The organism is Polaromonas sp. P1_F1 (assembly GCF_056405795.1).
Genome location: NZ_JBFUBJ010000001.1, coordinates 430,936 through 455,600 on the forward strand (window position 1 = coordinate 430,936; position 24,665 = coordinate 455,600).

General features: G+C 57.0%; 29 protein-coding genes and 1 tRNA gene. 25 read left to right on the forward strand and 5 right to left on the reverse strand.

Annotation, left to right across the window (positions count from 1 at the left end; all coding sequences use genetic code 11):
• The first annotated feature begins 21 nt into the window (after positions 1-21).
• From AC1DZE_RS02105 to ureG, 7 genes are all read left to right on the forward strand, one after another.
• Positions 22-639 carry a HupE/UreJ family protein gene (locus tag AC1DZE_RS02105; RefSeq protein WP_477668210.1) on the forward strand — a complete coding sequence of 206 codons (618 nt, stop codon included), beginning with the start codon at positions 22-24 and terminating at the stop codon, positions 637-639.
• 8 nt (positions 640-647) lie between these two features.
• Positions 648-953 (forward strand): urease subunit beta, encoded by a 306-nt coding sequence (locus AC1DZE_RS02110; protein WP_477668211.1) that lies wholly within the window; start codon positions 648-650, stop codon positions 951-953.
• Positions 953-2,671 carry an urease subunit alpha gene (gene ureC / locus AC1DZE_RS02115; protein ID WP_477668212.1) on the forward strand — a complete coding sequence of 573 codons (1,719 nt, stop codon included), beginning with the start codon at positions 953-955 and terminating at the stop codon, positions 2,669-2,671. The genes AC1DZE_RS02110 and ureC overlap by 1 nt, the downstream gene beginning before the upstream one ends.
• Positions 2,672-2,726: 55 nt before the next feature.
• Positions 2,727-3,248, forward strand: coding sequence for a hypothetical protein (locus tag AC1DZE_RS02120; RefSeq protein ID WP_477668213.1), 522 nt, complete (start codon positions 2,727-2,729; stop codon positions 3,246-3,248).
• Positions 3,249-3,330: 82 nt separating this feature from the next.
• Positions 3,331-3,948 (forward strand): urease accessory protein UreE, encoded by a 618-nt coding sequence (gene ureE / locus AC1DZE_RS02125; RefSeq protein ID WP_477668912.1) that lies wholly within the window; start codon positions 3,331-3,333, stop codon positions 3,946-3,948.
• 5 nt (positions 3,949-3,953) lie between these two features.
• Positions 3,954-4,655: an urease accessory protein UreF gene (locus AC1DZE_RS02130; RefSeq protein ID WP_477668913.1), complete on the forward strand. Its 702-nt coding sequence runs from the start codon at positions 3,954-3,956 to the stop codon at positions 4,653-4,655.
• Positions 4,656-4,697: 42 nt separating this feature from the next.
• The gene (ureG, locus tag AC1DZE_RS02135) at positions 4,698-5,366 is read left to right on the forward strand and encodes an urease accessory protein UreG (RefSeq protein ID WP_477668214.1); all 669 of its coding nucleotides are present in this window, start codon (positions 4,698-4,700) and stop codon (positions 5,364-5,366) included.
• Between the two features lie 235 nt (positions 5,367-5,601).
• On the opposite strand, the gene AC1DZE_RS02140 is transcribed toward ureG, so the two are convergent.
• Positions 5,602-5,910 (reverse strand): hypothetical protein, encoded by a 309-nt coding sequence (locus AC1DZE_RS02140; RefSeq protein ID WP_477668215.1) that lies wholly within the window; start codon positions 5,908-5,910, stop codon positions 5,602-5,604.
• A gap of 353 nt (positions 5,911-6,263) precedes the next feature.
• Here AC1DZE_RS02140 and AC1DZE_RS02145 point away from each other — a divergent pair.
• From AC1DZE_RS02145 to AC1DZE_RS02230, 18 genes are all read left to right on the forward strand, one after another.
• Positions 6,264-6,353 (forward strand) — tRNA-Ser (locus AC1DZE_RS02145).
• Positions 6,354-6,811: 458 nt separating this feature from the next.
• Positions 6,812-7,051 (forward strand): YcxB family protein, encoded by a 240-nt coding sequence (locus AC1DZE_RS02150; RefSeq protein WP_477668914.1) that lies wholly within the window; start codon positions 6,812-6,814, stop codon positions 7,049-7,051.
• Positions 7,044-7,508, forward strand: a complete 465-nt coding sequence (locus AC1DZE_RS02155) for a hypothetical protein (RefSeq protein ID WP_477673489.1) — start codon at positions 7,044-7,046, stop codon at positions 7,506-7,508. The genes AC1DZE_RS02150 and AC1DZE_RS02155 overlap by 8 nt, the downstream gene beginning before the upstream one ends.
• A gap of 130 nt (positions 7,509-7,638) precedes the next feature.
• Positions 7,639-8,022: an immunity protein Imm33 domain-containing protein gene (locus tag AC1DZE_RS02160; RefSeq protein WP_477699871.1), complete on the forward strand. Its 384-nt coding sequence runs from the start codon at positions 7,639-7,641 to the stop codon at positions 8,020-8,022.
• Complete coding sequence (locus AC1DZE_RS02165; protein ID WP_477668246.1) at positions 8,019-8,549, forward strand: hypothetical protein; 531 nt, start codon at positions 8,019-8,021, stop codon at positions 8,547-8,549. Before AC1DZE_RS02160 ends, AC1DZE_RS02165 begins: the two co-directional genes overlap by 4 nt.
• A 72-nt stretch (positions 8,550-8,621) precedes the next feature.
• Complete coding sequence (locus AC1DZE_RS02170) at positions 8,622-8,927, forward strand: hypothetical protein (protein WP_477673486.1); 306 nt, start codon at positions 8,622-8,624, stop codon at positions 8,925-8,927.
• A 2,112-nt stretch (positions 8,928-11,039) separates the two neighbouring features.
• Positions 11,040-11,717 carry a hypothetical protein gene (locus AC1DZE_RS02175; protein WP_477699738.1) on the forward strand — a complete coding sequence of 226 codons (678 nt, stop codon included), beginning with the start codon at positions 11,040-11,042 and terminating at the stop codon, positions 11,715-11,717.
• Between the two features lie 209 nt (positions 11,718-11,926).
• On the forward strand, positions 11,927-12,145 hold the full coding sequence (locus AC1DZE_RS02180) for a hypothetical protein (RefSeq protein WP_477668248.1): 219 nt from the start codon (positions 11,927-11,929) through the stop codon (positions 12,143-12,145).
• Between the two features lie 480 nt (positions 12,146-12,625).
• Complete coding sequence (locus AC1DZE_RS02185; protein WP_477699739.1) at positions 12,626-13,000, forward strand: hypothetical protein; 375 nt, start codon at positions 12,626-12,628, stop codon at positions 12,998-13,000.
• Positions 13,001-13,117: 117 nt separating this feature from the next.
• Positions 13,118-13,546: a hypothetical protein gene (locus tag AC1DZE_RS02190; protein ID WP_477668250.1), complete on the forward strand. Its 429-nt coding sequence runs from the start codon at positions 13,118-13,120 to the stop codon at positions 13,544-13,546.
• Positions 13,543-13,704: a hypothetical protein gene (locus AC1DZE_RS02195; RefSeq protein WP_477668251.1), complete on the forward strand. Its 162-nt coding sequence runs from the start codon at positions 13,543-13,545 to the stop codon at positions 13,702-13,704. Before AC1DZE_RS02190 ends, AC1DZE_RS02195 begins: the two co-directional genes overlap by 4 nt.
• A gap of 87 nt (positions 13,705-13,791) precedes the next feature.
• Positions 13,792-14,043 (forward strand): hypothetical protein, encoded by a 252-nt coding sequence (locus tag AC1DZE_RS02200; RefSeq protein ID WP_477668252.1) that lies wholly within the window; start codon positions 13,792-13,794, stop codon positions 14,041-14,043.
• Between the two features lie 87 nt (positions 14,044-14,130).
• Positions 14,131-14,454, forward strand: a complete 324-nt coding sequence (locus AC1DZE_RS02205; protein WP_477668253.1) for a hypothetical protein — start codon at positions 14,131-14,133, stop codon at positions 14,452-14,454.
• A gap of 266 nt (positions 14,455-14,720) precedes the next feature.
• Positions 14,721-15,125 (forward strand): hypothetical protein, encoded by a 405-nt coding sequence (locus AC1DZE_RS02210; RefSeq protein ID WP_477668254.1) that lies wholly within the window; start codon positions 14,721-14,723, stop codon positions 15,123-15,125.
• A gap of 525 nt (positions 15,126-15,650) precedes the next feature.
• Positions 15,651-15,974, forward strand: a complete 324-nt coding sequence (locus AC1DZE_RS02215; RefSeq protein ID WP_477668255.1) for a hypothetical protein — start codon at positions 15,651-15,653, stop codon at positions 15,972-15,974.
• A 528-nt stretch (positions 15,975-16,502) separates the two neighbouring features.
• The gene (locus AC1DZE_RS02220; RefSeq protein WP_477699740.1) at positions 16,503-16,778 is read left to right on the forward strand and encodes a hypothetical protein; all 276 of its coding nucleotides are present in this window, start codon (positions 16,503-16,505) and stop codon (positions 16,776-16,778) included.
• Between the two features lie 546 nt (positions 16,779-17,324).
• Positions 17,325-17,669 carry a hypothetical protein gene (locus AC1DZE_RS02225; RefSeq protein WP_477668257.1) on the forward strand — a complete coding sequence of 115 codons (345 nt, stop codon included), beginning with the start codon at positions 17,325-17,327 and terminating at the stop codon, positions 17,667-17,669.
• Between the two features lie 147 nt (positions 17,670-17,816).
• Complete coding sequence (locus tag AC1DZE_RS02230; RefSeq protein ID WP_477668258.1) at positions 17,817-18,266, forward strand: hypothetical protein; 450 nt, start codon at positions 17,817-17,819, stop codon at positions 18,264-18,266.
• Between the two features lie 933 nt (positions 18,267-19,199).
• On the opposite strand, the gene AC1DZE_RS02235 is transcribed toward AC1DZE_RS02230, so the two are convergent.
• From AC1DZE_RS02235 to AC1DZE_RS02250, 4 genes are read right to left on the reverse strand one after another with little or no spacing between them, the layout of a single operon-like run.
• A complete protein-coding gene (locus AC1DZE_RS02235) occupies positions 19,200-19,694 on the reverse strand; it encodes a toxin-activating lysine-acyltransferase (protein ID WP_477668259.1) in 495 nt (164 codons plus the stop codon).
• A complete protein-coding gene (locus AC1DZE_RS02240) occupies positions 19,691-21,088 on the reverse strand; it encodes a TolC family outer membrane protein (protein ID WP_477668260.1) in 1,398 nt (465 codons plus the stop codon). Before AC1DZE_RS02240 ends, AC1DZE_RS02235 begins: the two co-directional genes overlap by 4 nt.
• The gene (locus tag AC1DZE_RS02245) at positions 21,078-22,403 is read right to left on the reverse strand and encodes an HlyD family type I secretion periplasmic adaptor subunit (protein WP_477668261.1); all 1,326 of its coding nucleotides are present in this window, start codon (positions 22,401-22,403) and stop codon (positions 21,078-21,080) included. Before AC1DZE_RS02245 ends, AC1DZE_RS02240 begins: the two co-directional genes overlap by 11 nt.
• Positions 22,400-24,640 carry a type I secretion system permease/ATPase gene (locus AC1DZE_RS02250; RefSeq protein ID WP_477668262.1) on the reverse strand — a complete coding sequence of 747 codons (2,241 nt, stop codon included), beginning with the start codon at positions 24,638-24,640 and terminating at the stop codon, positions 22,400-22,402. Before AC1DZE_RS02250 ends, AC1DZE_RS02245 begins: the two co-directional genes overlap by 4 nt.
• Positions 24,641-24,665 lie beyond the last annotated feature (25 nt).

The following is a 24,665-nucleotide window of genomic DNA, read 5'->3' on the forward strand; positions in this document are numbered from 1 at the left end:
GCATTACCCGAGATCGCCACCATGCAAATCAAAACCAAAAACGCTCTTTTTTTGATAGCTGCTTGCGCAATATCGGCGGGCGCCAGCGCCCATATTGATCATCAATCCGGCGCTGCGGTGCACGACCACGCCAGTGCTTTCTTCAGCGGCTTCATCCACCCGCTGACAGGCATGGACCACCTTGCGGCCATGGTGGCCGTGGGCCTGTGGAGCGCCCTGGTCGCTCGACGCGCCGGCCCCGAATTGCTGTGGGGTCCGCTGGGCTTTGCCGGCATGCTGCTGGCAGGCGCCCTGCTGGGCCTGCAGGGTCTGGAGATTCCCGCCGTCGAGCCCATGATCGCGGCTTCGCTGCTGGTCACCGGCCTGCTGGTCGTGACGCGCTGGCATGTGCCCGGCATTGCGGCGGCGCTCGTCGTTGGTGTGTTCGCCGTCTTCCACGGTCTTGCCCATGGTTATGAACTCGCCGGGGCACCCAGCGCCTGGGCCACGCTGTCGGGCATGCTGGCCGCGACGCTGCTGCTGCACCTGGCGGGCCTGGGTGCGGGCTGGGCGCTGCGCAGTGCCAGCGTCTGGCTGCCGCGCGCGGCTGGCGCCGCCGTCGCCCTCTTCGGCGTGACCCTGCTCGCCCAACTGGCCTGAGGCGCACCATGATTCCCGGCGAACTCATCACCGACGGCCCCGACCACGTACTCAATGCAGGCCGGCGCACGCTGACCGTCGTTGTGCAGAACACGGCCGACCGGCCCATACAGGTCGGCTCGCACTACCACTTTGCCGAAACCAACGGCGCGCTTGGCTTTGACCGCGACGCCGCGCGCGGCATGCGGCTGAACATCGCGTCGGGCACGGCCGTGCGCTTCGAGCCGGGGCAGCAGCGCACGGTGGAACTGGTGGAATTCGCAGGCGACCGCAAGGTTTACGGATTCCGAGGACTCGTGCAGGGAGCACTTTGATGGCAACAATTGGACGCCGCGCCTACGCGGAAATGTTCGGCCCCACCGTCGGTGACCGGCTGCGGCTGGCCGATACGGATTTGGTGGTCGAAGTCGAAGCCGACTACACGCTGCGCGCCGGCAGCTACGGCGAGGAAGTCAAATTCGGCGGCGGCAAGACGATTCGCGACGGCATGGCCCAGTCGCAAAAAACCCGGGCCGAAGGCGCGATGGACTGCGTGATGACAAACGCGCTCATCATCGACCACTGGGGCATCGTGAAGGCCGACATCGGCCTGAAGGGCGGGCGCATCGCCGCCATCGGCAAGGCCGGCAACCCCGACACCCAACCCGGCGTCGACATGATCATCGGCCCCGGCACCGAGATCATCAGCTGCGAGGGCATGATCGTCACGGCTGGCGGCATCGACTCGCACATCCACTTCATCTGCCCGCAGCAGATCGAGGAAGCGCTGACTGCCGGCATCACCACCATGCTGGGCGGCGGCACAGGCCCGGCCACCGGCACCTTTGCCACCACCTGCACGCCCGGCCCCTGGAACATCGAGCGCATGCTGCAGGCAGCCGACGCCTTCCCGATGAACCTGGGCTTCCTGGGCAAGGGCAATGCCAGCCTGCCCGCCGCGCTGCACGAGCAGATCAACGCCGGTGTCATCGGCCTGAAACTGCACGAAGACTGGGGTACCACGCCCGCGGCCATCAGCAACTGCCTGGATGTTGCGGAAGAAACCGACACACAGGTCGCTATCCACAGCGACACGCTTAACGAATCCGGCTTTGTCGAAAACACGATTGCCGCCACCAAAGGCCGCAGCCTCTGCGCCTTTCACACCGAAGGCGCGGGCGGCGGCCATGCCCCCGACATCCTGCGCGTGGTCGGCGAAGAGAACTTCCTGCCCTCCTCCACCAACCCCACCATGCCCTATACCGTCAACACGCTCGACGAACACGTCGACATGCTGATGGTGTGCCACCACCTGGACGCCGGCATCGCCGAAGACCTGGCCTTTGCGGAAAGCCGCATCCGCAAGGAAACCATCGCAGCCGAAGACGTGCTGCACGACCTGGGCGCCATTAGCATGATGAGCAGTGACAGTCAGGCCATGGGCCGCGTCGGCGAGGTCATCATCCGCACCTGGCAGACCGCGCACAAGATGAAGCTGCAGCGCGGCAAGCTGCCCGGTGACAGCGACCGCCACGACAACTTCCGCGCCAAGCGCTACATCAGCAAATACACCATCAACCCAGCGATTGCCCATGGCATCTCGCACGAGGTTGGCTCAGTCGAGTTGGGCAAGTGGGCCGACCTGGTGGTGTGGAAACCGGCTTTCTTCGGCATCAAGCCCTCGGTCATCCTCAAAGGCGGCTTTATCGCCATGGCGGCCATGGGCGACCCGAACGCCTCCATCCCCACGCCGCAGCCGGTGCATTACCGCCCCATGTTCGGCGGCTTCGGCGGCGCGATTGCCAAGGGTTCGCTGACCTTTGTCTCGCAAGCGGGGCTGAACGCTGGCGTCAAGGAACGCTTCGGCCTGGCCAAGACCGTGAGCGCCGTGAAAAACGTGCGCGGCGTGCGCAAGCAGCACATGGTCCACAATGCCTATCTGCCCAGGATGGAAGTCGACGCACAGACCTACCTGGTACGCGCAGACGGTCAGCTGCTGACCTGCGAGCCAGCCACCAGCCTGCCGATGACGCAACGGTATTTTCTTTTCTAACCGGCGACGCAGAGGCGCTGCGACAATCGGGAATCTCGCTCACTCACCTTCCGCTATGAACCCCACCACACCGTTCGAGTCCGCCGCGCGCCTTGCCTTGATCGCTACCGCATTGGCCTGCGCCGCCGCCGCAAGTCACGCCCAGGAACTATGGCCCGGCACGCAAGTGGGCATGTCGCCGGCTGATGTGTCCAAGCGCTTTCCCTCCGCCAAACCCATTGCGGCGGCACCGAGCGGCAAGCCCTGGGGCACCTGCCTACGAGAAGCGAGTCTGGCCCTCGCCGGCGTGAAGTTCAACACCTGCTTCCGCTTCATCGACGACAAGCTCGTCAACGTGCTGGCCCGGCAGGAAGACGAATACGTGCAGAACGCATCGACCAAGATCAACTTCGAGAAGATTGCCGCTGAGCTCCGCAAAAAATACGGCGCGCCCAAGTCCATGACCCTGGAATCGCGCCACGCCGGTCTGTTCGGCGGCGCCATTTGGGAAAGCGAGGGGGTGTCCCTCGAGGTAAGCAGTTCACCCTCCACACAAATCACCTCTCATTTGGTGGTCGTGTTCAAGAAGGCGCAATGAGCTGCGAAAAAAACGGGCTTCACGGGTGCCTTCAAAGCAACATAAATCCCGCAACAACGCTTTGCCGACAATGACCCCCTCCGTGTTGCAGTGCTCCAAAGTCCTCCCGCAAGGCAAGGGCCTCGCGCCCGTGCTTCTTAAACGCGCCGCCATCGTCGAGCTCGACTGGGATGTGCGCCAAAAAAGCCGATTTGACGCGACCGACTCGCTCGGCCGCCACCTTGGTGTGTTCCTGCCGCGCGGCACGCTGGTGCGTGGCGGCGACGTGCTGGTGGCGGAAGACGGCTCCATGGTCAAGGTGATTGCCGCGCCTCAAGCCGTGCTCCGCATCACCGCTTGCCCGTCGCATGGCTCCCCTTTCGACCTGACGCGCGCCGCTTACCACCTGGGCAACCGGCATGTGCCGATTGAACTCAAGCCGGACCACCTGAAAATTGAACCCGACCATGTGCTGGCCGACATGCTGCGTGCCATGCACCTGATCGTGAACGAAGTTGAAGAAGCGTTCGAACCTGAAGGCGGCGCCTACAGCGCTGGCGGACACAGCCATGGGCATGACCATTCCCATGACCACGCGCAGCCCGCCGCCGCGCCACACGTGCATGGCCCCGACTGCAATCATGGTCATGACGACCACACCCACGAAGCCCTGCCGGTCGCCATCCAGATTCACAGGCACAAGCCGCACCAGGCGCGTTGATGGACATGTCCGCCGCGCCTGCAGGGCAGCTACCGGCCGCCAGCCTGCTCCAGCTCATCTGGCTGGCCTCCCCGGCCTTGCCTGTAGGCGGATTTTCATACTCGGAAGGGCTTGAAACCGCCATGGATCGTGCGCAACCAGCTACAGAAATGATAGCAAGCGACTGGCTGACCGACCAGCTCCAGATCAGCCTGGCGCGCGGTGACCTGGCGGTCATTGCCCAGGCTATTCCTGCCTGGCGCTCGGGTGACCTGCTACGCGTGCAGCAACTCAATGCCTGGGTGCTGCAAACCCGGGAAACCAGCGAACTGCGTGCCCAGGCCGAGCAAATGGGCAGATCCCTGCTGGACTGGCTGCGCAACCATGACGACGCCAACACAGCGCATATTGAGGCCTGCGCGCAGATGCAGCCGACCTTCCCCGTCGCCTTTGCGCTGGCCGTTTCACAGACCGAGGCAGGCGTGCGCGACTGCCTGCTGGCTTACGCTTTCGGCTGGGCGGAAAACATGACACAAGCCGCCATCAAATCAGTGCCTTTAGGGCAAAGCGCCGGCCAGCGCATGCTGGCGCGCCTTGCTGGCGGCATACCTGCAGCGGTCGAGGCCGCCATGCAGCTGTCGGATGACGAACGCCAGGCCTTTTCACCCATGCTGGCCATTCTTTCTTCACAGCATGAAACCCAGTATTCGCGGCTGTTCCGCTCCTGAAACCTCATTGCAAATCTGACCGCAATTCCAAAAAAGCCCCCCATGAGCCTGCATCACATCGCCAACCGCACCAAAAAGCTCCCCCCCTTGCGCGTCGGCATAGGGGGCCCCGTCGGTTCCGGCAAAACCACATTGCTTGAAATGCTGTGCAAAGGCATGAAGGCCAAATACGACCTGGTCGCCATCACCAACGACATTTACACCAAGGAAGACCAGCGCATCCTGACCGTCAGCGGCGCGCTGGACGCCGAACGCATCATGGGCGTGGAAACCGGCGGCTGCCCGCACACCGCCATACGCGAAGACGCCTCGATCAACCTCGAAGCCATAGACCGCATGCTGGTGGACTTCCCCAACGCCGACATCGTGTTCGTCGAGTCCGGCGGCGACAACCTGGCCGCCACCTTCAGTCCCGAGCTGAGCGACCTCACCATCTATGTGATCGACGTGGCCGCCGGCGAGAAGATCCCGCGCAAAGGCGGGCCGGGCATCACCAAAAGCGATCTGTTCGTCATCAACAAAACCGACCTGGCGCCCCATGTCGGCGCCGACCTGGGCGTGATGGAGGCGGACACCATCCGCATGCGCACCACGGCCAAGGGCCTGAAGCCTTTTGTCATGACCAATCTCAAGACCAATGCCGGCCTTGCGGAGGTCATTGCGTTTATCGAGACAAAAGGGATGCTGCTGGCCCAGCCCGAAGCCGCGTAGGGCGAGCAGGCAAAAAAAAGCCCGGAGGACCGGGCAGTAAAACTGGCTTCGCCAGTGGAGGGAGGTGCGACCCAGGACGGGCCGCAAGGAAAGTTTAGCCAGCGGCTGGCTGGCGGTGTGTAGGACAAGGTCGTGAATGCCGCCTGCGGACAGCGTTTCGGCGACAGGCCCTGGCCACGACGGGCGGCTGACTCATATATATATAGCAGGCAGATAGCAGGCCACTCTGGCGTCCTTACACCTCAAACTCGCTGGGGTGAACAGTTTCGAACATCCTGCCGTCCCGGAAGAAAACGACCATCCAGTTACCGAACCGTTGCGTAGGGTGCGCCGGAATGACCTGGTTCAGGGCATGCGCAATGGATTTCTTGACGGATAACCCAATTTCCTGGATTTCTGGGGAAAGTGAGTCCACGCTAATCAACATGAAGGTTCCGCGGTCCTGGACTTCGACCCGCGGAAACGACCAGCGGGCGCCGGTGGCATGCACAAATGCCGTAGTAACCTTCTCTGCCGACTCGGGGGTGAATGCTGGAGCAGTCATATTTGTGTCCTCTTAAAGTGCTGTAACTGAATGTTTCAATCATGGCTGTACCAGCGCCTTTAGTCACCGTTCCCAAAAACGTTTGGGAAGCGGAGAGGAAATAGTTCCAGGAAATAAGTCCGTTTTTTTGGCTCTATTTGCTTGACAGTCACAAAGTGACCAATGACGAACCAAAAGAGGTGGACTTCAGCCCTCTATTTTTGGCAGCACCCTGCCCTCGTGAGTAATTCAATGTGTGGAAGGCAGCCGATGCGCCAGGCGCGCCTGTTGTCCAGGCTGCGAAACCGCATTTATCGACAGTGGCTCATCAACGAGCCAGATGAGCGCCGACTAGCGGTTAAACTATGCGGCTCGGAAGCGTGGCAGAGCGGTTGAATGCAGCAGTCTTGAAAACTGCCGAGGATGCAAGTCCTCCGTGAGTTCGAATCTCACCGCTTCCGCCACTTGTTGGCACTGGCTTTTAGCTGGTCTAAAAGTGTGCTCTCCGGTTCAGCCTCAAGCGCTGCAACCGCAATCCAGTGCTCTGGATTTTCTCCTAATTTGATAGCAGGATTTCGAGCAAGCGCGAGGGATGGACGATGAGGGTTAACAATTCCATCGAGAGCGGATCGCCTTCGGCGCTCGCTCACGTCAAACATTAGCCGCCATGCTAGTGAGTGTCAGGCTACAGTACACAGAGGCCGTTATTCGAGATGCGGCGCTTGCAAGCTGGCATCGTGCGTTTGGCCTTCGCTTTGTCGTGGCTCTGCTACTCGTCGCGACAAGCCTTGCTTATCTAGTGTGGCATGGAGACCGTTCCTGGTTCGTTGGAGTCATGGGCACCCTGCTAATCCTCTGCGCAACTTTCGCAGTAGGCTTCTACCTGGTATCCCTGCGAAGCTCTCTCCGCAAGTTCCGGAAAATGCATTCTCCGGAGGCTAGTTTGCAAGGTGACGCCTCGGGTTTCAGCGTTTCATCCGAACTGGGCGCTTTTACCCTTCCTTGGTCCGCCGTCAGACAGGTACGGCGTTATCCCGATTTCTGGCTCTTAGTCCTTTCACGCACCAGTCAAGTCACCATTCCGCTTGCCGGCGTTGCACCCGATGCGCAATCATTCCTATTGCAGAAAATTGAGGGCGCTGGCGGGAGTGTGAATGGTTAACTTCACGGTATGCCGCACAGTAGCACTGTCCCTAGCCGTAAGGAATCATGGTGGTAAGGCCACCATAGTTGGCCTTAGTGTCGCTCCCCAGCCAGCTTCACTTGAACAACAGAATCGGTTCACGTTAGCAAAAAAAACGCCAATTCAATACCTTGTTTTTGCGTTGGCTATAGTCTTTCCGTTGCTTACCCTCTGGGCGCTTGTTGTTTGCGGAAGGTCTAAACTCAAAGGCCGAAAGTGGCCGTGGGTACTGTTCGTTATGCTTGGGTTTGGAAAGTTTGCAGTGAACTGGACAACTGGCGAATGGAGTTTCGCGCCCTTGTCCTTACAGCTATTTAGTGCGGGAGCGTTTGCCCCCTTGTACGGACAATGGACCGTTGCGATTGCTCTTCCGATCGGCGCAATCACTTTTTTGATACTCAGGAAAAAGCTAAGTGTTGCAGCAATTAAAAGCTAACTGGTCGACCCACTCGGACACAGCAGCAGATTCCTGCTGCGCGGCGCTTGCTACGTGCCGGTGGTCTCAAACGATAGACCCCGAGGAAACACAATGCGAGTGCTCCGTGAGAAGTCCGCTTTGTGAATGGGTGGGCGCATCGCCGTTGCCACCTGTAGCCGGTTCAAAAGTAGGCATCGCGTTGTCGACGATCGGAACTGAACCAATCCACGGCCTTCGCCACAAGCCCACGACAAGTACTAACGGTTGGTACTTCTGGTCCGGAGGTGAACCGTCAGAAGCCAGCGACTTCTTTGCCCTCCTGCATGTGGAGAATCTGGCAGAGAACCTACCATGGGTTGTCGAGTATCTTGAGTTGCCGCCAGGGTATCGCTTGCTGATAGATGGCTCCAACCATGAAGATGTGTGGTTCGATAAACGCTGCTTGTGGCCCAACCCCTCAGTCAATGAGACGTCTTGCGCATCGCACAAGCCGCCCCTTACCTCCACCGTTAGACCTCTTTTGACACCATGAACGTCCTCTTGTATCCCTTCATGCTGCTATCGGCAGTTGGTCTGCTTCTCAGCGTAGGAAGTCACCTGGCAGCCCTGATTGGCCTGCCAATTCCAGGTGGACATCTGGTTTGGGGTTTGCACGCCGGCATCTTCGTAGTGTGGCTTCCGACGGTCTTGGTCGCCAATCGTATGTCACGCCACGGAAGACGCTCTGATTTTTGGAAGCTGGCCCTATCGGGCTGCCCAACTTGGGCACGCTATGCGATCTACGGGCTCTTCGGATACGCGATGCTCAATTTCGTTCTAGGTATGAGCAACGTACCCAGCCATAGAGACGGGAGCAATGCTGCCAATTCCGGCGCCGAAGTGCGTCTCTTCTCTGGGCATTGGATGGTTTTCTACGGCGCGGCGTTTGCAACGCTGTACTCCGCAATCAAAAACTCCAGGTTGCTGAAAAACCGAAAATGCATTCGAGGCCATGAGGTCGCACCACTCGATAAGTTCTGTCCCGAATGTGGGGCAGCTATAGAGCATGGGCACATCTAACCCGTCACTCCAGCGGACTAATTCTGAGGGGCTTCGGCCGCCGCCATCCGTTGAGCTCAAACGTTGGGCGTCATGACCAATCCGCGTTTATGGAAGACCTGGGGTATTGCTGAAGCAAACCTGAAAGATGCTCGTCGCTACCTTGTTGAGGCGGCTACAGACGCGGACTCAGAGAAGTATTCATTGGTTCAGTTCGATGAATACCTTGCCCACAATGAACTTGGCCTGGCACTGCAAGAGATTGCCATCATTGCGGAAGATTTCACATGCAAGGCGGCATTCTGGAAGCGGCTCGAAGCGGCTGCAGAGGTCATGGAATTGCCAGAGTCTGCCTCGGCGTATAGGGATAAGTTCTTTGCGGAAACCCGCCGTCACTAAGACGCCCGACCCGTCATTGCAGCCGACCCTGGCGAGCTGCGCTGGTCGGTCGGCTGAATTCAAACGCAGGTTGCTCCATGGCTAACAAAAACCAGGCTTCAGTCGCACCCTTGCTCTAGCGTGTTGAATCCGTCGAAATCTGATCTAGTTATGGAGTGAACCCCTCGGGCTGGACCAAGGAGTTCACTCCAACACCGGGACGGGGTCTTGTTGGGGGGATTCAGCGGCGACCGGGGCAGCGCGTTTTTTTCACCGGTTTATGGGCGAGGATGACCAAACACAACGGAATCGGCTGTTTAGGCTTAGCTCGTCCATATTGAGGAGGCGGTAGCCACACTGCCCGCCTAGAATCGGTTTGCGGGGTTTGGTGTTCTTTTTATCGATCTGAACGAAACTCAAAATGAGCAATAAGTCTTTTAATAACAAGCACTTGGCTGGGTTTTCAGTGGCCTGGTTATACCGCAGGCGCGATGTTATACCGCAGACCTTGCGGTATACATTGCGTTAAGAACTCCAAATGCGTGTTCGCCTAGTACTACTGCTAGTCGCAGCTCTTCCTCTATGCAATGCATTTGGGCAGGAACGAGAAGGCCTACGAATTCATGCCCCACCCGCTTGGGCGGGATGGAAGAAGGCAGCGGAACAAAAGAAGGACGGACTCGAATTTACGGCTTGGGCCCCTCTGGACCAGGAGGGGTCTGCATGGAAAGAATCAATCACTCTAGCCATTCTGGAGCCGTCTCCCCCGGAAGATGCTGTAACGAACGCCATCCGCCTCACTCTTGGTGTGACGGCCAAGGCCTGTCCCAACTCCAATGTTGTGCCACCTAAGCCGCGTAGTGAAGGCATCTTTACTCTTGCTTATGCACAGTTCTACTGCTCTAGATTCCAGGACAAGAACGTGGGGGAACTTACCTTCGTCAAAGCCATTTCTTCTGCTCGGCGCACATATGTCATATCAATGATCAAGAGGGTAAGGCCATTTGACATCCGTGCACCCGGGGCGTTTGTGTTCTCTGCAGAGGAAGAGGACCCGGTTAGCTGGCTTTCAGCGGCAGCAAATTACCTAGGTACCGTGAAAGTCTGTGTCAGTCGGCAAGAAAAGGAAGACGTATGTTCGCCCTAGAGTTCCTAACACGGCAGTCCACACTGACGCCGTGCGGCAAAGCCGCGCAGCGCCGGTGACTTCTACGTTAGATACCATGGAAACACTGCTCGTTATGGTGCTCGCGCTTTTTGGGGTTGGCTTCGCGGTTGGTGCATTCTTGAATCATCCAGACGAACTCCCGCCGCACCGACTTCGTAGGTTTCTGTGGTCCGGGTGGATTGGATGGACCATCCTCTGCGGTGCACTGCTGCACCTTGCGAACGAAAAGCTTTGTCCCCCCGGCAGTTGCATCGGAGTGGCCTTAGGGCTTGCGTGGTTCGGACTGACGCTAGCGTGGTTAGTTGGCGGGCTGTGCGCGACGGCTGGTATCTATACTGCCCGGAACTATCTGAGGAACCACTAGTGGCAATGGCATCAAACAAGCCGTTCGACACTGACGCCCGAGTGCTTCAATGCGCTCCGTGCACACGCCTCCCGCTCGCCGATCAACTCCAACGTTAGGCCGCACCATGCGAGTCATTGCGATTGTTTCGCTTCTCGTTCTGCCTGGTCCGATATTCCTGGCCTACTCACAATTCATTGGCAACACGGGCTTTGAGTGGAAACACCTTCTAGCGAACTACGCTTGGTGTTCCGCAGTCTTGTATTGCTCCGCGTTGATTTTGATGGGAGCCCGCGCGAGCGTTACGCTATGGCTTGCTACTCTCGCCGCGGGGAATGCAGCTCTTATTGCATTCTGTTTTTGGATGGCCAGTCTCTTGGCGAGAAGCTACAGGGACACCGAAATCGCATGGGTGCTGCTTTTTCCAGCTCAGGCACTGGTCATTACCCTCGCGGTGTTGGCCTATTGGATTGCGCACCGGAACAAAGAACGGCCTGGCCATGTTGCCTAACAGGCCGATCGAGACCGGCACACAACGCCGCGGCTCCGCGAGGCGCATGATTTTCGGCGCGACTTATAGCGCCAAGCTTCTGAGTGCGGCTCACTTTCAACGTTGAGTGTCTTGACCATGCGTCTTTTTTATATCTCAATTGTCATTGCACTATTTCAGGTCACATCCAGCCATGCCGCGTGCTCTGACAAAGAAAGTTGGATGGCGGCAAAATCATTGCGCCTAATCTCATCCAATGGACAAAACCCGAAAGAATCTTTTGAGGTAGAGGTACGCCACTTGGGTAACGCACAAATGTTTTCGCGCGTCATCCAGGGTGTTGCGGTCGCCGAGTCTTACCGGCTTTCTGGCGGGCGACACCTGTTTCACGGCCTTGATGAAAAAGCGTTCATTCACCCTGTTGGCTTTGACCCCAGGCAGTCATTTTTTCTGCCAACCATGATTCTGGAAAAATTTGGATTTGCCGGATTGTGTGAGGTTTCAGGCGAGCAACACTTTCATGGTTCCATCGACCTGGGCGATTACTCGCCTCCTGGTATGCGCTGGCTGAAGGTTGAGGGAACGGTGGCCCGTTCCTCTGCTTCAGTTGTGACATTTTCACTTCGCCTGCTTGGTGACGCTGCTACGACCATCGACGGGTCGTTCGATTTTGTTGCTCCACCATTTCCAGCGGAGGCCCCGGTTCTCAATTGGTATTACCTCCTTCCTGGCGATCGTATGCTTTCCGCTAAACGTACGAATACCACTATGCCCACGCTGAGTGCTTTCGTTCAAGGTACGGAACAATAACTGTGCGCACAAAAAGGTGCCTAATTCTGGCGGGCGTAGCCGTGACCGAGAACGACAAGCATGTGCCCACCGCCAGACGCATCGTCGGCACCGTCAGGTTTGAAGGTCGATAGAAATGCTTAACCCGTCAATCAACACAGACTCACAACAGCAAAAGGCCGCTCCACCGCTACTATCGTGGTTCGGTCATCTCTAACATTAGGCGTCTCATGGCACTACTTTTAAAAATCATCACCGTATTGTTTGGCCTCGCATCGATCGCAGCGGGCGTGAAGAGCGTTCTGCGGCGAGAAGCCAAATTCACATGGAATGGAGATAGCGATGAGAAGCGTGTCGTTGAAGGGCTTCCGGCAATCCTCATCGGCTTGGGCGAGATCGCTGTAGGCCTTTACATCATCTTCGCTCTGCGCTTTCCCTTTGCGAGCTGAGATATTTACATCGGAACGATTCATCATCGCCAATGTCGCCTAACCCCTCCTTCAAACTGACGCCTTGCGGCGCCGCTTATTTCAAAGGTTAAATTTCATGGACTGGGCACGCGTCAACCTTCGAGCTTTCATACGCGGCCCACTAGTGGGTACGCCGGAAGGACTGTTGGTCTTGATCGGCACGTCGTTGTCGCTTTTGTTCGCTGGCTTGAGTTGGTATGCCCCTGGGTTGGTCGGGCTTAGGCCACAGCTCGCAACAGGCAACGCCCTTATTTTTGCAATTTGGCCAGTGCCGCTTTTTGTAGGCTACGTTGCGTTCTGCAGCCCCGATTTCAGGCCAACTGTCTTTTCAATTGCCATGGTTTTCTGTATGGCCGCATTTCCCTTTTGGTTGGTGTACAAGTGAAAGGCTTTTTAACTGGTTGTTCCATCGGATCGCCTTCGGCGCCCGCTGAGTGCCAACGTTAAAGCTCAGTAGTGATGCGTATTTACATCGCACTCCTGTTGAACCTGGCACTTGCTGGGGCGGCCACCGCGGCGCCAGCTTGCAAGGCAAAGACCGAAAACTCTTCCGGCTACTTGCGGGCGACAGAAGTGGTTGGAAGCCTTCCGGAATTGAAAGTTTGGTCACGGTCACACGAATTTCCAGTGACCTACGGCATGTCGTGGGACAAGCAGGTGCTCTTGCGCGGTCGGTGTTATTGGTCTGTCTCGGTGTACGCGAATCGCCCAGAACGTTTTGAGATGTGGCACATCTTCTATGTTGATGCGGCGCGCAACTCGGTGATGGTCATGGATCCAGTGAGTGGTGAGCCAATTTCCTTGCGTACCTGGCGTTCGAGGAAGGAGAGTTGATGAAAACCGTGGGCGTGGGCCTTACATGTCGCTCGACACGGAAACATAACTGCAGGTTGCGGCTGCGCCGCGCGGGTTGTGCGCCGGGTCAGCGCGGACGTTAGGCGACGCAAAATCATGGCAGCCTCAGTCGGCCTGAAGCGTTTTACTATCATGTGGTTTTTAGGCAGCCTCGGAACCGTCGCATTTCTTGCCGCATTCACCGCAGCCATGCTCAATAACAATGGCTGGTTAGGATATTTACGCCTGGTTCGAGGTGGCGCGTACGCTACTGGCATCGTCATTCGCACCGACCCTCGAAACCATTGCCTTACTGAGTACACCTTTTCTGCCGGAGGCCAACGCTTCACCGGGGCTGGATCGGCTTGTGGCGCGAGTGCCGGTCAGAGGGTCGCCATTACATATCTCGTCACAGATCCAGCGCGCTCTTGCCTCGGGCCAGCGCTCGCCAAGCTTGAAAATGAACTGGCCACATTCGTGTTGGGAGGCATTATCTTCCCACCGTTCATAATCTTTGCGTTCCGTAGCAGAAGGAAAAGACCATGACCCAATCCCACGGGCATTCATGTTTTTTTTGCCATGTGGCTGCTGCCCTGGTTGTATGTGATCACTGCATTGAGGAAAAGAAGACTGTCCGCCTAGAATTCGTTTGCGGGGTTTGGCCTTTTTTTATCGACCTGAACGAAGCTCAAAATGAACAATAAGTCTTTGAACAACAAGCACCTGGCTGGATTTTCAGTAGCCAGGTTATACCGCAGACCTTGCGGTATACATTACGTTAAACAGTAGAAATGAAGCACGATCCATCACGCCAGGAAGCGCTCGAGAAAGCACGCGAGTTGGAGGAGCTTTCTCGCAATCTCAATGCCAATTTCGAGCATGCAAGCTTGCATCGGGAGATTCCGTGGTGGCAGCGCTTTGCTTCCAGAGACCGAAAAAACTTCTGGCGCATGCCGGTTTGGCTATGGGCTCCCGCTGTTGCTGTTCTAGTCGCACTCTTTGTTTTGGCTCTTCTCAGAGTGGGAGGGCATCTTGCTACCTAACATGTCAATCGACACGGACCCACAACAGCAGGAGGCGGCTCCGCCCCTCATGTTGGTGGTCTGGTCATCTTTTCGTTAGGCCTCACGATGAACACCGAACAAAAGGCGCGGTTTGCCAAACGAATGCAGATCTTCCTAGGTCTTTTCTGGCTAGGCTCTCTTGTACTCATTGCAGCCCTCGTCGGCATATTCACGCTCAGGCCACTGGGCGAACACATCAATGTTCTTACCGCTGTTGCTTGCACCGGTTTCGGTGTAATTGCCATTGGAGGCTTGGGGCGTGCGACCAGCCGTTGTCCTCAGTGCAGCAAGCTTTTCTGTGGGCATTTTGAAAACACTGAGGGAGGTTCTGCAAGTGTTTTCGCCTCGTCCTGTCGTCACTGCGGCTTCCGCACAAATCGAGCTCAATGACATGGCGCCACAATCCATCAAAGTTGAAGGGCGAGCACACGTCGCGCGGTCTAACCCTTCCATCGAGAGGACGTACCCCGGCAAGCCGGGTCACGCCTCTCATCTCAAACGTTAAGGCTCATCAAGGCATCTCACCGGCACTTCGCTCAATCCGACCCAAGCTCCTTGTCGCTTGCTTGCTGGTGGTCGCGACACCCTCCTTCGCCGCGTGGGAACCTGTCGAGGGTGTGATCGAGGGCAGGTTGTTAATGGGAGGTCGCCCTCTCATGGGTGCACAAATTACAGGGTGCGCCGACCGCGGCTATTTCTTCGGTCGCCGACCCTGTTTGAGTCCCTTCGAAACGCGCACTGACGCCGAAGGCCGTTTCACCTTCAAGCAGTTCACAGGTGTCACACCGCCCACGCGTCAGGAGATTAAGGCCAATCCCGGCTATGCGGTTGCTGACCCCGGCTGGGGCTATGGTTTTCGGGTTGACTATGAAGGAATGGCTGCAGAAGCCTTTTCTACCGGCATGGGCTATGGTCGAACTCATGTGCGGGTTGAATGCGACTTTGGCGCCTTTTTGGAGGCGATGAAGAAGACGGGTGTTCGGCCGGTAGCCATCCCAGACAATATGCCGTTCATTGAGTGCGAATACCACGAAAAGCTCATCGAGCTTCCACGCCAATGAGCCTTAACAAGTCAATCGACATGGACCCACAACAGCAGGAGGCAGCTTCGCCGCAAGTGTTGGTGGCCCGGTCATTTTTACGTTAGAGCGCATATGATGACTGATCGCAACTCCACCAAGCTGACCGCTTTATCCGTGCTGCTCCGAGTCGTGATTGCAGCAATCGGAGTTTTTATTGGTCTACTTTTCCTTGTAGTCATTGGGCTTACAGGCAGTAGCATCTACGCGCCGCGCCTTGCCATCGAAATATCCAAAGTGGCCATTCTGGTCGCAACAGCTTCCATCGTTGTTTGCTGCATGACACCCCCCAGGATTCTTCGCGGGAGATCTACCCAAGTGAGAGTCTTTAAGTACTTGCTGGTGTTTTTTGCTGCTCAGCCACTAATAGTCATACCAATTGCATACAAGTTCTTTCGACATGCCCTCTAACAATTTGTGATGTTAAGCAAACCCTCCCCTAATTGGGCGTCCGCCCGCTTCGTGGGCTCCTGGCGCAAGTAGCCGGTTACCTCTACGCTACCCGTCATGAAGGTCATAATCACGCGGAATCCCGGCTGGTATGGCAAGTTTGTACCGATGGATATCCTTTGCAACGGCCGGCGCCTCGCGTACATTCGAGAGAAGGAAACCGTGCACGTTCAACTTGAGCAAGCTGATATACCAGCGAAGTTGGAACTGCGGATGCAGCAAATGGTTGGCAGCCCAACGATCGAGATATCTCGTGTGTCTTCCGATTTACACCTTGAATGCGGCGCGAACAACTGGACTCTATTGGACTTTTTTGATCTCTCCCTCCTGTCAGGCCTCAAGAACGAGGTCTTCTACTTCAGGAAGGTGGTGCCCGAGTGAACGCGTGCCACCGTCAATGAGACTTACCTTGCGGCGAATCGTCATTTCTCAGGCGTCACGTCGGGACATTCACACGATGACAGCCAACCCTTCCTTCAAGCGGACGTGCCTATGGCACGCCGCCAAAGTCAAAACGTTAGGCCTCACAATGCACTCTGGTCAAATTTATCCTTCTCTTGCTAGCGTGCTTGAAGAGTGGGGGGCGCGACCGCTGCATGTGTTGGCTGCGCGTATCGGAGCACCGGCAGAGATCAGCGACCTTGAAGTTGATGGAGAGCTTGTTCGAATCGAGACTTCCGTGACTTGGGCTGAGGCTAAGCACAAGGCCGTCATGATTGAAGCCGTGGCGTACGGTCCGGCCACTTGGCTCACAGAACGTGTCGCTGAAAGGCTGCGCGTTGGGTGGAAGCCGGATGCGGGAGGTGGTGATGCTTAACCCGTCAGCCAACACGGCCCCGCCTGCAGAAGGTGGCTTCGCGTCGAAAGGCGTGGTCCGGTCATTTTTACGTTATGTCTCACAATGACGGTTTGGAAGAGTTGTCGGCCACCTTGCGCTCGGCGGGTGTCGAGCACGCCCTGTACCACGACTGCATCTGGATCACCCTGCCGCAAATCCAAGGCCACGTTGAAATCAAGTCTTGGGGCCAGCAGGGTCGAACGGCCCAGCTTGCCATGAATCGCCAGTGGTTCTCATTGAGTGAGGTTGAAGGCGACTTTGACGGCCCGGCGGAAGCGGTAATTGCCCGGGTTGCTGAAAAGCTTGCAGAGCGCGGACTGTCACTTCTGCAAGGAGCTCCGGAGTGAGACATAACTCGCCGGTCCGGATGGACGTCCGAGTGCGTACGCGCTTCGCGCGCACCTGTTCTTGATCGTCACTCACCTTCACGTTAGACCTCATGCTCACAGCCGCTGCCGGATTGCACCGCACCCCACGGGTACTCCTTGGATGGCTCGCCGTTCCCGTCATTGCTGGCGCCGCTCTCCTCGCCTGGCCATTGCTTGAGTCCTGCGAAAACTCCCGACTTCGGGAGATCCCGTCACCTGATCAGTTGTGGAAGTTGGTGGTGTTCGAGCGCAGTTGTTCTGCAACGGTCGCGTGAACGACTCATGTATCCCTTGTAGGCGCGAGTGAAATGCTGCCGAACGCGCCCGGAAACTTGCTGGTTTCCTTCGAGCGTCACGGCTCATTGGTCGGCGCCTCCGTGCGCGAGCCGGAAGTGGTTGTCCGGTGGCAACGACCGGACGCAATCGAGCTGGCCTACAGTTCGGCTGCGCCCATCCACTCCACCGTGTCCGAGTTTGGGAGCTTCCGGGTGATCCACACGCGCGCGCCATGAGGTCTAACAGGTCGTGAACGCCTCCATCCAAAGCGAGACAGGTTGGTTGCAGTCGCTAAGCCCGGCTGAGCGAGCTCGATTCCTCTCTTCGCTGAGCCACAACCTCACCATCGCCATTCGAGTTCTTTGTCACAGTCAGGGAGCTCCCGAGCAAACCGTTGAATTAGTACGCCGGCTGAACGAGGCGCACCACCGGGTATCCAGCTATCTCGCCCATTACCACATCGGTGATGAAAACGTCGGTTGGATCGGTGCGGTCGTCGAGTATGTTCTCGACGCGAAGGACCCTGTTGTGCTGCAGCAAGCCGAGCAGGCGTGGTCATATGCGAGGAAGGTTGTGTCCGGTGGCACGGCCTAACCCCTCCATCGAGCGGACGTTCCAAAGGCCGCTTCGCGCCCTGTGGGGCCCCGCTCGTTCTAACGGCTCACTCAACTCCGATCCACAACGGGATACGGCGGTCTCGCCGCGGGTGTTGGTGGCCCATTCATTTTCACTATCAAGCTCATGAGTGCACTAGAGTTACAACAACAAATCCTGGCCGCGTTTGCATCGGTACTCCGCCCTGCGCGTGACGAAATTGCGCCTCACATTTACCAGGAATGCGCCGAACTTGCCGATGATCTCGCGCCGTTTTCTGCGACTGAAGTGCCGGAGAAGTTATTTCAAAGCCACGTGTGGGATATGCCGCTTCTTTCAGCGGAAGCCATGCACTACTACTTTCCCGCCTGGCTCATTCGAGGCCTCGACGACGGTGGACCCTGGCTATGCGACGCAGCTAGTGCTGTGTTGGGTGCATTGGAGAATTCAGAGCACCGCTGGGACCCTGCCCAGCCGTACTCATGCGAGCAATGGCTGGCGTTTCAAGCCTGGCTGTCCTACGTGGAGCAGATAGCTGACGATATTGATCGAGAGGGAATCGAAACGGCTCGGAGAAGAATCGAGAAAGAGCTTTAGCATGGCAACGAGCACGGACAAGTAGTCCAGCACTTTCCCGGCGAAGACTCACGTTTGAATACCGACCGGAATATCGCGTGCGATACCATGCCCTAAATGAAGGGGACGAGCGTTATGCGAATTGTCGGAATCGTGTTGGCGATTGGTATTGGACTCGTGAGTTGGCCGGCAGCATTAGCACTGGGTGGATGGGGTTCTCCCCTGCGCGCTCTTGATTCACTTTTACTCTGGACTCCCATTGTTGGCGCGGCAGTACCAATCGCTTTACTCCTATTTATGAAAGGGGCAAAGGTGTCCGGGGCATGGGTGGTGGCGCTGGCTCCGCTCCTCGGTGTGCTGAACGTGCTTTGGAGTGTCGATTTCTATACGGCTTACCTTGGACCCAGTCTTCTTTCGTCTGACCCAATCCCACGGGCATTCATGGTTTATTCTGCAATGTGGCTGCTGCCCTGGTTGTATATGATCAATGCATTGAGGAAAAGAAGTCCTTGCTGATGGTGAAGAGGTCAGATCGGGCCGGTCTTCATTTTTCGTGCACCGGTTTCACATGCGACACGCCTGCACCCACAACAACAGCAACGGCCTCGGCAATAGCGGCACTCATGTGAATCTCCAAAAGGAAGTAATGAACGAGGGAGGTTAAAAACCTCCTCTTGCTCGGGCATCCTCGCTTCTCTGAGCGGGGGCTGAAGAGTGCTGGTCAATCAACAAGGGAAAACCGGGATGACCCGGTTGTCGCTGTATTGAAAACCCTCCCACAAGTGCCTCTCAAACCGGGGCAGACCCGGCACTCGCAGGCGACGTGACACCAAGCGCAGCGAAGCCGCTGCTTCGCCTCTTGGCAAAAGACTCCTGAGGCGCGTCTATAGTTTCAGATCTTTCGGCGTGTGAAGGTCGAGTCCTTCGAGAGTTTCCACCTACGCAAACCTTAACCTAGTGGCTTGACGCCGCACCTATCGCAGCCCACATCAACACCTTGGCTTGTGTGGGAGCCGTCGGTACCAACTGGCGTACGGCCTTTCCCTCGAACACTTTTTCGCGTAAATCTTTGAGAACATCTTGCGCACCGCCGAACGGCGTAAATACATCGATCAACCAGATCTGATCACCTGAGTTCCAGTCCGTCAAGGCGAGTTGATGAGGAGCACCCATGTAACGTTGTGCCACCACTTCGCTAAGCCGTGCCCAGGACGCAAACGCCACGGGCGCTTCATCTTTCATATAGAGCTTGGCCTGATCAAGGATGAGCGCCGGCATAACACGCCACTCCAACTCACTGAGCAGCGTGTGTCGGCTGGCAGACTGCTGCATCATGAGCCATGTCACAGGACCCAATAGCGGAATCTTCGCAAGCACCTTATGAGCCTGGTTCTTAGCAAGCTGGGCGATCTCAGCCAATTCTTCCGGTGCGATAGGGGTCTCAGTCATGGTTCTGTCTCCAGCAAATCATTAATAGCTTGCAAATCCGTTTCACCCAGCGTAGCGTTGGAGGCTTTCAAACGCAGCCCTTGCATCAAGGTTTCCGCACGCGCCTTGTGCCAGTCACGTTGGGCGGCATAAAGCTGCTGCTCGGCGTTTAACACATCGATATTGATACGCGTACCAATACGATATCCAACCTTGTTGGCATCAAGCGAGCTTTTACTGGAAGAAATGGCCGATTCCAATGCGTCGACCTGCGCCGCACCGTTGACGACACCGGTAAACGCCTGCCGTGCTTGGGTAATTGCCTGCCGACGGGCCACCTCCAGGTCTTCGCTTGCTTTCTCTTTCAAGGCAATGGCTTCCCGCACGCGTGCCTGCACTCCGCCACCGGCAAAGAGCGGGATGGTCAAGTTCAAACCAACCTGACCTGAGTGGGTACGGGTTGCAATATCTGCCGGAGAAGAGATGCTCCCCGAAGCGTAGTTGTTGCCATAACCGGCTGTCAGATCGAGTGTGGGTGAATGGGCTGCCCGGCTTTTATCGATCTCACGGTCAGCCACCTCCAAGGTAGTCAAAGCGACTCGGACTTGCAGTGATTGTTCACGGGCACTGTCTACCCAGGACTGAACTGTCACTGGTTGTATACCCGGCAACCGACCACCATCACGCAGGCGCGCCAGACGGACTTCAGAGTCGCCCAGGATACGCGCGAGTTCAGCACGTCTGTTTTCCATATCGCTGGCAGCGGCAACTGCTTGGGCCCTTGACAGATCTAACCGGGACTTGGCCTCATGCACGTCTGTCACCGTTGCCGTACCTACCTCAAAGTTACGGCGCGCCAAACCCAGCTGCAGCTCGACAGCGCTGATTTGCAGACGCGCCACGCGCTCGGCCTCCTGCGCAACCAATACATCCAGGTAAGCTTGAGCCGTTCGCACAATCAGCTCTTGCTCGGTTTGTCGAAACTGCGCCTCGGCCAATATCTCCTGCTGTTCTGCTTGGCTCAAGGCCATCCAGCTGGTTGCGCGCCATAACGGTTGCGTCAGTTGCAGATTCCAGCTCCGGTTGCGCACATTGCGATCTATATAAGGAGCCTCACTGAAAGCAGCCTGTCCCGACTGCTTGCTGGTGGAGCCGATCAAATTCACTGCGGGAAGCAGCCCAGCACGCGCCTGGGGTACGCGCTCACGCGCCGCTTGCAGGGCATGGGCCGCTCCCCGGTAGGTCGGGTCGCGCTCCTGCGCTTTGCGATAAACCGCCAACAAATTGGCGGCCTGAACATTAAACGACGATAGAAGAAAAAATGTGGCGAACACAGGTCTAATAAGAAAAGTAGCAATACTCAACCAATGACGCGTTAGACAGGTTGGCATGCACAGGAGCACATCACCTTTCACGCAAAGACTCCTGCTTATAGCGCAGCATGGGTGAGATGAAATACTCAATCATGCGACGCTCGCCAGTACGAATATCCGATGTCACGCTCATGCCAGCGGTAACGGCTCCGTGCAAACCATTCACAACACTCGGTGTCTCCATCGTGTTCAACTTGATACGCACCGGATATATCGGGCCAAGCTTGGGGTCAGCCATCGCATCGGTGCCAACCCACAGCACGGTGCCTTCTATATATCCAAAGCGGGTGAAGTCAAAGGTCTCTACCTTATGGATCACACGCTGGCCGACTTTGACATGACCGATGTCGCGGTTCATGACCTGAGCTTCGACCTCCAGGAGGGCGTCGTGGGGCACGATGGTCATGAGCGCCTGCGCTTGAGTAACCACGCCACCGACCGTCGTGACTGCCAGCTGCTGTACCACACCGTCAATCGGGCTGCGCAGCGTTTGCAGGTCGCGCCGCTGCGTGGCCTTGATCAACTCCTGGCGAGCCGCATCATGCTTGCGAATGGCGTCCACCAATTCAGCGCTGGCCCGGGCACGAAACTCGGCCTGTGCCTGTTTGCGCTGTTGGACAGATGCATTAAGGCTCGCTGCTGATTCATTCAACCTCTTGCCCATCACGGAGATATCCTTTTCCATGTTGAGGAGTTCAAGCCGGGTTTCAATCAAGCCCGTCTGCGCAATATGACCCGTGCTGGCCAGCTCTTCGCGCATTTCGTGCTTTCTCCGTACCAGCGGCAGGCTATTCTGCAACTGCGCGATATTCGCCGAAATGGCCTCGCGATCCGCCGTACGCCTTGCAACGTCAGCATCCAATGCGGCCACACGTGAATCCTGCTCACTGCGCCGATTAGCCAGTACTGCCTGCTGATTGGCAAGCATCGGAGCCGGCAAATCGCGTGTTTCGGCCCAAGTGTCCTTGCCCGACAGCAAGGCATTGAGTCGCGCCACGTCCGCCTGGGTCTCCCAGAATTCGCGCTGCAACCGATCACGGTCAGCCAGGGTTGCGGTGGCGTCCAGCTCCAGGAGCAAGTCTCCAGCTTTGACGAGCTGTCCATCCTTGACCGCAATCACCTTAACCACACCGGCTTCCAACGGCTGTATGACCTTGCTCTTGCCCGACGCACTGATGCGCCCCTGTGCCGTAACCACAATATCCATCGAGACCAGGCAGGCATAAGCCAGCGTCGCAGCCGCCATGGTGCAAATGGCCAGAGTGATCATACGTGCCACTTTGGCAGGAGGCTGTTGCCGCATCGCAATGGCTGCCGTGCTGAACATGACATGTCCAGCTGTGCTTTTGTTCTTCATGCAGCCTCCAGCACCTGATGCGCTTGATACAGCGAGGCGTAGCGACCATTGACGTTCATGAGCTCGCGATGGTTGCCAGTCTCCATAAGACGGCCTCGGTCCAGCACCAGAATCCGGTGGGCCATCCGCAAGGTGGACAAGCGGTGCGCAACAATAAATACCGTGCGGCCCTCACAAATACGAGCCATGTTGTCGTGAATAACTCGCTCGCTTTCGTAATCCAGAGCCGCAGTGGCTTCATCGAACAACAGGATTTGCGGGTTACCCACCAACGCACGCGCAATAGCGATACGCGAGCGCTGACCACCCGAGATCTTGCTTCCTCGCTCGCCGATCACCGTGTCATAGCCCTCGGGCAGCTGCAGAATGAATTCATGCGCGCCGGCCAGTCGGGCGCTTTCCATCACAGCGTCCATGGCAATAGCCGGATTACCTAGCGCAATGTTTTCGCGCACGGAACGATTGAACAAGGCCGTATCCTGCCCGACTACGCCGATCTGCCGACGTAGCCAGGCGGTGTCCACTACGCTTAGATCCATGCCATCAAGCAAGACCCGGCCCTTCTCGGGGAGATATAGGCGCTGCACTAACCGCATGAAGGTGGTCTTGCCCGCGCCAGAAATGCCCGTAATTCCAACGATCTCACCAGGACGGATATCCACGCTCACGTCGCCCAGCACCTCCGGAGCATTTTGGGTATAGCGAAACGAAACATTTTCGAATGTCACCCTACCCTCCAATGCTGGCGGAGTACTACGGCCTGGCTGAAACACGGGTTCGGGGGTGGCATTCATGATGTCGGCCAGGCGCTTGATACTGACCTTCATTTGGGTAAAGTCCTGCCACAATGAAGCGAGCTTCAGGATGGGCGCATTGACACGGCCCGACAACATATTGAAAGCGATCAGGCCACCCACCGTCATGTCACCGTCAATCACCAGCCTGGCACCAAAGTACAACAGCACTACCGTCAATACTTTGCTGGCCAGGCCGATAAACTGGTTGGTGGCATTGCCCAAATGGCCCGCTTCAAAAGCGGCCGTCACATAGTCACACAGTCGCCGCTCCCAATCCCGCTGCCATGCACCTTCCACGGCATGGCTCTTGAGTGTTTCCATGGAAGTGACGGTTTCCACAAGAAATGTCTGATTTTCGGCACCCAGCGCGAACTTGTCTTCCAGCTTCTTGCGCATAAGCGGCGTGATCAGCCAAGACGCGACAAAAAACACCGGCAAAGAGCAAATCACGATCAGAGTGAGCGCCACACTGTAATAAAACATGACGCCCAAGAACACCATCGCAAAGAACAGGTCCAGCCAACTGGTCAACGCGCTGCCTGTCATGAAATTGCGCGCGTTCTCCAGTTCCCGCACCCTTGCCACTGTATCGCCGCTACGACGTGACTCGAAATAAGACAGCGGCAGATGCAGCAGGTGACGAAATAGCTTGGCTCCCAGTTCCACATCAACTCGGTTCGTTGTATGGGTAAAGAGGTAATGCCGCATGGCACTGAGCACCACCTCGAAGAGCCCCACCCCCAACAGGGCAACCACCATTACATCCAGCGTGGTCATCGAACGATGCGTAAGCACCTTATCAATCACCACCTGGAATATCAAGGGGGTGAGGAGTGCGAATATCTGGATAAAGAAAGATGCAAGCAAAACCTCGCCGAGCACCTGCTTGTACTGACTCAGCGATGTCCAGAACCAGCCGACTCCAAAACCCAAGCCGGCACCATGACTGCCAGGCACCATTCCCGCTGCCTGTGAACGCGCCGTGATCCATTCAATCTGAGCAGCCTTTGCGGCCTGTTGAGTCATCCGCTGGCCAAACTCGATCCATGTCAACTTTTGTGGCTGCGCAGCACCGCTGGCTTGAACCACCACGTTATGCGCATCGGCATGGCCTATCAGCAGCCAACCTCCATCAATATCATGCGTCAGCGCGGGAAGCGGGCCGCGAACCAACTTGCCGATGGAGGTTCGGTGATGGATGACCTCCAGTGACAAGCCTTGCAAGGCTTGAACCAATGCAGCACTATCCGGACCGTCCACGGGCCAAGCATGATGTTGCGCCAGCCGCGCTACATCGGCGTTAACACCTACAAGGTGCAAGAACGATGCAATCAGGTTATGCAACGCCTTCGTCGTATCTTGCGATTTTGTGAAATCTACGGAGTCCACCTGGGCCGACTCTGCCGGGTTGGAGACGATGGTGTAAGTGTTGGGTGTCACGCAGTGTTTCGAGAAAGGAGGAAGA

Excerpts from the sequence above, each read along its gene's own strand:
- AC1DZE_RS02180 (WP_477668248.1), top strand. The coding sequence starts at position 11,927 with ATGGCACTACTTTTAAAAATCATCACCGTATTGTTTGGCCTCGCATCG.
- AC1DZE_RS02235 (WP_477668259.1), bottom strand. The coding sequence starts at position 19,694 with ATGACTGAGACCCCTATCGCACCGGAAGAATTGGCTGAGATCGCCCAG.
- AC1DZE_RS02170 (WP_477673486.1), top strand. The coding sequence starts at position 8,622 with ATGACCAATCCGCGTTTATGGAAGACCTGGGGTATTGCTGAAGCAAAC.
- AC1DZE_RS02150 (WP_477668914.1), top strand. The coding sequence starts at position 6,812 with ATGCATTCTCCGGAGGCTAGTTTGCAAGGTGACGCCTCGGGTTTCAGC.
- AC1DZE_RS02215 (WP_477668255.1), top strand. The coding sequence starts at position 15,651 with ATGAAGGTCATAATCACGCGGAATCCCGGCTGGTATGGCAAGTTTGTA.
- AC1DZE_RS02185 (WP_477699739.1), top strand. The coding sequence starts at position 12,626 with ATGCGTATTTACATCGCACTCCTGTTGAACCTGGCACTTGCTGGGGCG.
- AC1DZE_RS02120 (WP_477668213.1), top strand. The coding sequence starts at position 2,727 with ATGAACCCCACCACACCGTTCGAGTCCGCCGCGCGCCTTGCCTTGATC.
- AC1DZE_RS02245 (WP_477668261.1), bottom strand. The coding sequence starts at position 22,403 with ATGAAGAACAAAAGCACAGCTGGACATGTCATGTTCAGCACGGCAGCC.
- AC1DZE_RS02195 (WP_477668251.1), top strand. The coding sequence starts at position 13,543 with ATGACCCAATCCCACGGGCATTCATGTTTTTTTTGCCATGTGGCTGCT.
- ureG (WP_477668214.1), top strand. The coding sequence starts at position 4,698 with ATGAGCCTGCATCACATCGCCAACCGCACCAAAAAGCTCCCCCCCTTG.
- AC1DZE_RS02130 (WP_477668913.1), top strand. The coding sequence starts at position 3,954 with ATGTCCGCCGCGCCTGCAGGGCAGCTACCGGCCGCCAGCCTGCTCCAG.
- AC1DZE_RS02205 (WP_477668253.1), top strand. The coding sequence starts at position 14,131 with ATGAACACCGAACAAAAGGCGCGGTTTGCCAAACGAATGCAGATCTTC.
- AC1DZE_RS02105 (WP_477668210.1), top strand. The coding sequence starts at position 22 with ATGCAAATCAAAACCAAAAACGCTCTTTTTTTGATAGCTGCTTGCGCA.
- AC1DZE_RS02210 (WP_477668254.1), top strand. The coding sequence starts at position 14,721 with ATGGGTGCACAAATTACAGGGTGCGCCGACCGCGGCTATTTCTTCGGT.
- AC1DZE_RS02165 (WP_477668246.1), top strand. The coding sequence starts at position 8,019 with ATGAACGTCCTCTTGTATCCCTTCATGCTGCTATCGGCAGTTGGTCTG.
- AC1DZE_RS02110 (WP_477668211.1), top strand. The coding sequence starts at position 648 with ATGATTCCCGGCGAACTCATCACCGACGGCCCCGACCACGTACTCAAT.
- AC1DZE_RS02200 (WP_477668252.1), top strand. The coding sequence starts at position 13,792 with ATGAAGCACGATCCATCACGCCAGGAAGCGCTCGAGAAAGCACGCGAG.
- AC1DZE_RS02230 (WP_477668258.1), top strand. The coding sequence starts at position 17,817 with ATGAGTGCACTAGAGTTACAACAACAAATCCTGGCCGCGTTTGCATCG.
- AC1DZE_RS02155 (WP_477673489.1), top strand. The coding sequence starts at position 7,044 with ATGGTTAACTTCACGGTATGCCGCACAGTAGCACTGTCCCTAGCCGTA.
- ureC (WP_477668212.1), top strand. The coding sequence starts at position 953 with ATGGCAACAATTGGACGCCGCGCCTACGCGGAAATGTTCGGCCCCACC.
- AC1DZE_RS02190 (WP_477668250.1), top strand. The coding sequence starts at position 13,118 with ATGGCAGCCTCAGTCGGCCTGAAGCGTTTTACTATCATGTGGTTTTTA.
- AC1DZE_RS02140 (WP_477668215.1), bottom strand. The coding sequence starts at position 5,910 with ATGACTGCTCCAGCATTCACCCCCGAGTCGGCAGAGAAGGTTACTACG.